Raw genomic sequence first — 6348 nt, forward strand, 5'->3', positions numbered from 1 at the left:
GGGGTGGGGTCAGAAGCGGGCCGGCTCGCGGTAGACGCCCCACTCGGCGCGCAGGGCGTCGCAGATCTCGCCGAGGGTGGCCTCGGCGCGCACCGCGTCGAGCATGGCCGGGATCATGTTCTCGCCGGTACGGCTGACCTCGACCATCCGGGCCACCGCCGCCGTGACAGCGGCCTCGTCGCGGGCGGCCTTGCGCTCGGCCAGCACCCGGCGCTGCTCCAGCTCCACCTCGTGCGAGATCCGCAGGATCTCCAGGTTCTTGGCCACCGTACGGGTGTGGCAGTTGACCCCGACGATCTTCTTGTCGCCCTTCTCCAGCGCCTGCTGGTAGACGAAGGCCGACTCGGCGATGTGGCCGGTGAACCAGCCGTCCTCGATGCCACGCAGGATGCCGGAGGTCATCGGGCCTATCCGGTGCGGCCCCTCGCCGCCGAGCTGGCCGATCCGGGCGAAGATCTCCTCCGCCTCGGCCTCGATCTTGTCGGTGAGCGCCTCGACGTACCAGGAGCCGCCGAGCGGGTCGGCCACGTTGGTCACCCCGGTCTCCTCCATCAGCACCTGCTGGGTACGCAGGGCGATCTCCGCGGACTCGTCGGTGGGCAGCGCGAGGGTCTCGTCCAGGGCGTTGGTGTGCAGCGAGTTCGTGCCGCCGAGCACCGCGGCGAGCGCCTCCACCGCGGTGCGTACCACGTTGTTGACCGGCTGCTGGGCGGTCAGCGACACCCCGGCGGTCTGGGTGTGGAACCGCAGCCACAGGGCCTTCTCGCTGGTGGCGCCGTACACGTCGCGCAGCCAGCGGGCCCAGATCCGGCGGGCGGCGCGGAACTTGGCGATCTCCTCGAAGAAGTCCAGGTGGGAGTCGAAGAAGAAGCTCAGGCCCGGGGCGAAGACGTTCACGTCCAGGCCGCGCGACAACCCCAGTTCGACGTACCCGAAGCCGTCGGCCAGGGTGTACGCCAACTCCTGCGCGGCGGTCGCGCCGGCCTCGCGGATGTGGTAGCCGGACACGGACAGCGGCTTGTACCGGGGGATCTGGCCGGCGCAGTACTCCATCAGGTCGCCGATCAGGCGCAGGTGCGGCTCGGGGTCGAACAGCCACTCCTTCTGTGCGATGTACTCCTTGAAGATGTCGGTCTGCAGCGTGCCGTCCAGCGTGGACACATCGACGCCCTGCCGCTCGGCGGCGACCAGGTACATGCAGAAGACCGGCACGGCCGGGCCGGAGATGGTCATCGAGGTGGTGACGCCGCCCAGGTCGATGCCGTCGAAGAGCACCTCCATGTCGGCGGCGCTGTCCACCGCGACGCCGCAGTGCCCGACCTCGCCGAGCGACTGCGGGTCGTCGGAGTCGCGACCCATCAGGGTGGGCATGTCGAAGGCGACGGAGAGACCGCCGCCGCCGGCACCGAGGATCATCTTGTAGCGCTCGTTGGTCTGCCGGGCGTTGCCGAAGCCGGCGAACTGCCGGATGGTCCAGGTCCGCCCCCGGTAGCCGGTGGGGTGCAGGCCCCGGGTGTACGGGTACTCGCCCGGCCAGCCGATCCGCTCGAAGCCGGGGTACGCCATCCCCTCCGGGGGGCCGTACACCGGGTCGACGGTCATCCCGGACAGGGTGGTGAAGTCCGCGTCCCGCTTGCGCGCGGCGTCGTAGCGGGCCTGCCAGCGGGCCCGTCCGGCGGCGATCTCGTCGGCGTCCATCCGCGGCGCTCCTTCTCGAGTCCTCGACTGAGGACCCGAGTGTAGAACGCCGCCCTGAACGATCACTAAGGAAGTTCGTACCCGCCGGTAACCGACTCAGGCCGGGGGCGCCTCCATCGCCACGTCGTCCACCCGGATGTTGATCTCGTCGACCCGCATCCCGTACGCCTCGACCGCCGCCGATACCGCCGCCCGCACCGCGTCGGTCACCTGCGGCACCGAGTGCCCCGCGGAGATCACCAACACCAGGTTGACCACGGCCGCGCCGTTGGTGACGTGCGCCGAGCAGCCCCGCCGCGCGTCACCGACCTGGTCCAGACCGACCTTGTCGAGCACCGCGTTGAAGAACCGGGCCACGTCCCCGCCGAGTTCCACCACTCCGGGCACCGACCGGGCGGCGGCCACCGCGATCTTCTCCACCACCTCGTCGGAGACGTGCGTCGTCCCGCCCGCCACCGCGTCCGGCGTCACCTGCAGTTCCTGCGTCGCCTCGTCGCTCATGCTCTCCCCCACCGCGTCACCCGCCCCACGGGCGTGAGGCGGTGCGAGCGTACTAGCGGTCGATGTACCGCTCGACATACTCCCCTGTCGGTTCGATCGGCGTGATGACGTCCACCAACACCCCGTTGGGGTCCGCCACGATGAAGTGCCGCTGCCCGAAGTCCTCATTCCTCAGGTCCAGCTCGGCCCGCAACCCACCCTCGACGACGAGCCGCCGCCACTCGGCATCCACGTCGGACACCTCGATGTTGAGCAGCAACCCGTCCACCGGCTTGCGGTACCCGTCCGGGATCGTCGGATGGGTGTGGTCCAGGAGCCCGAGCTCGTACGGCACCGGCCCCGGGTGCCGCAGGCTCACATACCAGTCCGCCTCGAAGGTGGTCTCGAAGCCGAACCAGTCGGCGTAGAAAGCGTGTGACTCCTTCAGCCGGGTCGTGCAGATCACCGGGTAGAAGCTGGTCAACAACATGATCGCTCCATTCACATACCGATGGTATGCGAACTACGCTATTGGCGTACCATCGGTATGTCAATACGGTGCGGCGGGGCCGCAGGCGACGGGCAGGGGCACATGCGTAGAGCGGAGCAGCGGGAGCAGACCCGGCACGCGCTGGTGCGCGAGAGCCGACGACTCTTCGCGACGCACGGGTACGGGGCGGTCGGCCTCGCCCAGATCGTCGCCGCCACCGGCGTGACGAAAGGCGCGCTGTACCACCACTTCGCCGGCAAGGCCGACATCTTCCGGGCGGTCCTGGAGCTGGTCCAGCAGGAGGTCGCCGCGCAGGTCGTCGCGGCCGCCGAAGCACAGCACGACTCGTGGACGCGCCTGACGGCCGGCTGTCGGGCGTTTCTCACCGCGAGCACCGACCCGCAGGTTCAGCGGATCATGCTGGTCGACGGGCCGGCGGTGCTGGGCTGGGCCGACTGGCGCGCTCTTGACGAGGCTGCCTCGGCGCACCACCTCACCGAGGCGCTCGCCGACCTGATCGCGGACGGGACGATCGCGGCGCAGCCGGTCACGCCGCTGGCCCACCTGCTCTCCGGCGCGATGAACGAGGCCGCGCTCTGGCTCGCCACGACGACCGGTCCGCACGCGCTGGAGCAGACCTGCGCCGCACTCACCCGCCTGCTGGAAGGGCTCCGCATCCGCTGACCACCGCGGATCGCAAGGCGGACGTCGGGCGCGATCCGCAGGCCGACAGCGTGGCCGGGGACCCCCACCTCGTCGGCCTGCTCAGCCCAGCGGTGTCCACACCGGCGCGGCGCTCACCGGGGTGGACTCATCCGGTGCCGAGTTGGGACAGCAGCTCGCCCGCCGCCGCGTAGGGGTCGACGGCTCCCTCGGCCACCTTGGCGGCGAGCGTCGGCAGCTGCGTGCCGTCGCGCAGTGAGCCGATCCGGTCGCGGAGCACGCCGAGCGCGATCGCCTCGATCTCGGCGGCGGCCCGCGCCTCGCGGCGGCGGCGCAGCTCGCCGTGGTGCTCCAGCCAGTCGCGGTGCTTGTCGATGGCGGCGGCGATGTCGTCGATGCCCTCGCCACGCGCGGCGATCGCCCGCACCACCTGCGGCCGCCACTCGCCCGGCCCGCGCTCACCGAGGGCGATCATGCCCTGGATGTCGCGGACGGTGGCGTCGGCGCCGTCCCGGTCTGCCTTGTTGACCACGAAGACGTCGGCGATCTCCAGGATCCCCGCCTTGACCGCCTGGATCGCGTCACCCATACCGGGGGCGAGCAGCACCAGCGTGGTGTCGGCGAGGGAGGCCACCTCCACCTCGGCCTGCCCCACACCGACGGTCTCCACCAGCACCACGTCGCAGCCGGCGCCCTCCAGTACCCGCACCGCCTGCGGCGTCGCGGCGGAGAGGCCACCGAGGTGCCCCCGGCTGGACATGGACCGGATGTAGACCCCGGGGTCGGTGGCGTGGTCCTGCATCCGGACCCGGTCGCCGAGGATCGCTCCGCCGGTGAACGGGCTGGACGGGTCGATGGCCAGCACCCCGACCCGGTGCCCGCGGGTGCGCAGCGCCCGGACCAGCTCGTTGGTGGTGGTCGACTTGCCCACTCCGGGAGAGCCGGTCAACCCGACCACCTGGGCCTGCCCGGCGTACGGCGCGAGCGCCGCCGCGACCTGCGGCAGCACCTCGTCACCGGACTCGACCAGGGTGATCAGGCGGGCCACCGCGCGGGGGTCGCCCGCGCGGGCCCGCCGCACCAGCATGGGTACGTCCCGGCTGCGGCGCACCGGTCCGGCCGCCGCCGGGGAGTCGTCGGTCGGTCCGCTCACCGGCTGGTCTCGGCGCCGTTCGGGACGTGGACGATCAGCGCGTCGCCCTGGCCGCCACCGCCGCAGAGCGCCGCCACGCCGGTGCCGCCGCCTCGGCGCCGCAGCTCCAGCGCCAGGGTGAGCACCAGTCGGGCGCCCGACATGCCGATCGGGTGCCCGAGGGCGATCGCGCCACCGTTGACGTTGACCTTGTCCGGGCTGAGACCGAGATCGCGGGTGGACTGGATGCCGACCGCGGCGAACGCCTCGTTGATCTCGACGAGGTCGATGTCCTCGATGCCCAGCCCACCCTTACGCAGGGCGTGCAGGATCGCGTTCGAGGGCTGCGAGTGCAGGGAGTTGTCCGGGCCGGCCACGTTGCCGTGCGCGCCGATCTCGGCCAGCCAGGTCAGGCCCAGCTCCTGGGCCTTGGCCTTGCTCATCACGACCACCGCGGCGGCGCCGTCGGAGATCGGCGAGGAGCTGCCGGCGGTGATGGTGCCGTCGGGGGTGAACGCCGGGCGGAGCCGGCCCAGCGACTCGGCCGTGGTGTCCGGCCGGATGCCCTCGTCCTCGCTGATCACCACCGGTTCACCCTTGCGCTGCGGAATGAGCACCGGGGTGATCTCGTCGGCGAAGCGGCCGTCCTTCTGGGCGGCGGCGGCGCGCTGGTGGCTGGCGGCGGCGAAGGCGTCCTGCTCCTCGCGGGTGATGCCGTGCCTCGCGCCGTGCCGCTCGGTGGACTCGCCCATCGAGCAGCAGTCCCAGGGGTCGGTGAGCCCGTCGAGGGACATGTGGTCGGAGAGGGTGACGTCGCCGTACTTGTAGCCGGAGCGCTGCCCGAGCAGCAGGTGCGGGGCGTTGGTCATCGACTCCATGCCGCCGGCCACCACGACGTCGAACTCGCCGGCCCGGATCAGCTGGTCGGCCAGGGCGATCGCGTCGAGGCCGGAGAGGCAGACCTTGTTGATGGTCAGCGCCGGGGTGGACATCGGGACGCCGGCCTCGACCGCCGCCTGCCGGGCGGGGATCTGGCCGGCGCCGGCCTGGAGCACCTGGCCCATGATCACGTACTGCACCTGGTCCGGGGCGACGCCGGCGCGCTCCAGCGCGGCCTTGATCGCGATGCCGCCGAGCCTCGTCGCCGGGAGGTCCTTGAGGTTGCCGAGCAGGCGGCCCATCGGGGTCCGCGCGCCGCTGACGATCACCGAAGCCACTGCCTGCCTCCGAGGGGGTGCCGACCTGTACGCCTTAACGATTGTTCGGTCAGACTAGCGCCATGGCTGAGAACTCCCCCGTCGAGCCCGCTGCCGACTATGTCACAGACATCGGCCTGCGCCGCATCGACCACGTCGGGGTCGCCGTCGCCGACCTCGACGCCGCGATCGATTTCTACCAGCGGACCTTCGGCATGCGTTGCGTGCACACCGAGACCAACACCGAGCAGGGCGTACGCGAGGCGATGCTGGCCGTCGGGCCGACCACCGAGGGCGGCTGCGTGCAACTGCTCGCCCCGCTGAACCCGGAGTCCACCATCGCGAAGTTCCTGGACCGCAACGGCCCAGGCGTGCAGCAGGTGGCGTACACCGTGGCGGACATCGACGTGGCCTGCGCGGCGCTGCGCGAGCGGGGGATGCGACTGCTCTACGAGACCCCGAGGCGGGGCACCGCCGGCTCCCGGATCAACTTCGTGCACCCGAAGGACGCCGGTGGCGTCCTGGTCGAACTGGTCGAACCGGCCGCCACCGACCACTGACCCGCCCCGGGGACGCGAAACCCGGGTCGCATCCGTTCGCCGCCGGTCGCGGTGTCCCGCCGGGCACCGCGACCTGCGGCTTTCTGCACGGACGAGCGGGGCTGAGCGGGCGGGGCGAGCGCGGAGGGG

7 protein-coding genes are annotated in these 6348 nt (G+C 71.7%); 2 read left to right on the forward strand and 5 right to left on the reverse strand.

Going from position 1 to position 6348, the window contains the following annotated elements; genetic code table 11:
- Positions 1 to 9: 9 nt before the first annotated feature.
- From E1182_RS28390 to E1182_RS28400, 3 genes are all read right to left on the reverse strand, one after another.
- Positions 10 to 1698, reverse strand: a complete 1689-nt coding sequence (locus tag E1182_RS28390) for a methylmalonyl-CoA mutase (protein ID WP_132270806.1) — start codon at positions 1696 to 1698, stop codon at positions 10 to 12.
- Positions 1699 to 1794: 96 nt separating this feature from the next.
- A complete protein-coding gene (locus E1182_RS28395) occupies positions 1795 to 2199 on the reverse strand; it encodes an Asp23/Gls24 family envelope stress response protein (RefSeq protein WP_132270807.1) in 405 nt (134 codons plus the stop codon).
- A gap of 52 nt (positions 2200 to 2251) precedes the next feature.
- The gene (locus E1182_RS28400; RefSeq protein ID WP_243706469.1) at positions 2252 to 2683 is read right to left on the reverse strand and encodes a VOC family protein; all 432 of its coding nucleotides are present in this window, start codon (positions 2681 to 2683) and stop codon (positions 2252 to 2254) included.
- An 87-nt stretch (positions 2684 to 2770) separates the two neighbouring features.
- Here E1182_RS28400 and E1182_RS28405 point away from each other — a divergent pair, with 87 nt between their 5' ends.
- Complete coding sequence (locus E1182_RS28405; RefSeq protein WP_132270808.1) at positions 2771 to 3352, forward strand: TetR/AcrR family transcriptional regulator; 582 nt, start codon at positions 2771 to 2773, stop codon at positions 3350 to 3352.
- 127 nt (positions 3353 to 3479) lie between these two features.
- Here E1182_RS28405 and meaB read toward each other — a convergent pair whose 3' ends face one another.
- Positions 3480 to 4418, reverse strand: coding sequence for a methylmalonyl Co-A mutase-associated GTPase MeaB (gene meaB / locus E1182_RS28410; RefSeq protein ID WP_371687615.1), 939 nt, complete (start codon positions 4416 to 4418; stop codon positions 3480 to 3482).
- A gap of 62 nt (positions 4419 to 4480) precedes the next feature.
- The gene (locus tag E1182_RS28415) at positions 4481 to 5680 is read right to left on the reverse strand and encodes an acetyl-CoA C-acetyltransferase (protein WP_132270810.1); all 1200 of its coding nucleotides are present in this window, start codon (positions 5678 to 5680) and stop codon (positions 4481 to 4483) included.
- Between the two features lie 62 nt (positions 5681 to 5742).
- On the opposite strand from E1182_RS28415, the gene mce reads away from it, so the two are divergent.
- Positions 5743 to 6219, forward strand: a complete 477-nt coding sequence (gene mce / locus E1182_RS28420; RefSeq protein WP_132270811.1) for a methylmalonyl-CoA epimerase — start codon at positions 5743 to 5745, stop codon at positions 6217 to 6219.
- Positions 6220 to 6348 lie beyond the last annotated feature (129 nt).

The organism is Micromonospora sp. KC721, from assembly GCF_004348355.1.
Lineage (GTDB): Bacteria > Actinomycetota > Actinomycetes > Mycobacteriales > Micromonosporaceae > Micromonospora.